Source organism: Peribacillus sp. P4_C12, from assembly GCF_056402095.1.
On sequence record NZ_JBFUIB010000827.1, the window covers coordinates 1 to 1,272 of the forward strand.

At 38.4% G+C, this 1,272-nt stretch carries 1 protein-coding gene; it reads right to left on the reverse strand.

Features of this window, described 5'->3' with window-relative positions:
- On the reverse strand, positions 1 to 672 hold a 672-nt coding region (locus AC1DUW_RS29400), incomplete at its 3' end, for an MFS transporter (protein WP_477644255.1).
- Positions 673 to 1,272 lie beyond the last annotated feature (600 nt).

The window sequence follows — 1,272 nt, forward strand, 5'->3', positions numbered from 1 at the left end:
GCCTTGCTCCACTCCACCTCCTTCCGACTTAATGTATTCAAATTCCTCCTTGGAAAGTTTTTGACTTTTTTCAGGATTTTTATAAAAAATCACAAAACCGATCGCGAATATAATGCCGATCACACCAGTTATATAAAACAATGCTCTCCACCCAAAAGTCACCATAATGAAAACGAGCAGTGGCGGTGCAATGGCTGGGCCCCATTTGGACGAAGAATCCCAAATTCCAGTTGCCAAGCCTCGTTCCTTTTTAGGGAACCAATACGATGTGATCTTAGCCATCGTCGGAAAACAAGGTGCTTCACCTACTCCAAGTAAAATCCGTGCAGCAATAAATGAACTCATTTTATGAACAGCTCCCGTTAAAATGGTCGCACCACTCCACCAAATAAGCGCAATTGTATACACCTTTTTGGTACCGAACCGATCGATCAGCCAGCCGGAAGGAAGCTGCATTAATGCATAACTCCAAGAAAAAAAGGTTCCCAATAACCCGATTTCGGTTACGCTTAGTCCGAGTTCTTTCATCATTTCGGGAGCTGCAATGGAGAGGTTAGCCCGATCTAGGTAGTTTATTATTCCTCCGATCAATAACCAGATGACGACGGTCCAGCGAAATTTCCGGCCAATATTTAATGGCTTTTCTTGCTTTGTTTCTATTCCTGCTTCCATACCTTATCCCTCCTTGTTATTTAAAACGCCATAATTGGCAGCGCTTCCAAAATAAGAAAAAGCCAGAGTTAACGCTTGGATAATATGTATATACAAGGAGGTTTTTGTTTTATAATATAAAACCGGGTTTTGGAATTGCAGCAAAAAATAAACGAATAATTCTTTTTATTCTGTAAAATATCGTATTATGCTAATGGATGATTGTCAATCTTTATTCTTATTTTTAGGATTATATTCCCAGAAAAGATTTTATATCCATGGGGAATTGATCGCCCATTTTTTCTTTAAGTGATAATTGATCATAAACAAACTAAAATCACACAATCCATTTCACCTCTAGATACTTTCTCTAATACCGGTAGGGCATAGCCTGGATAAGAAAAAGGCATGATTAGAGCATATCCCGTAAGGGAAACTGTCAAGGAAATGTCTTAAATAGGATCCTTCACTCCGCGCAAAAGTCGGAAGGATTCAAAGCTCAAAGAAGATCATCTCTCTCTAATTGTAAAAGAGTTACCATATTAAATCCATGGATGTATTATTATTCCGAAATAAGGATTCATGTAAAATTAAACTACATGTCTGAACACGTAGCATAGG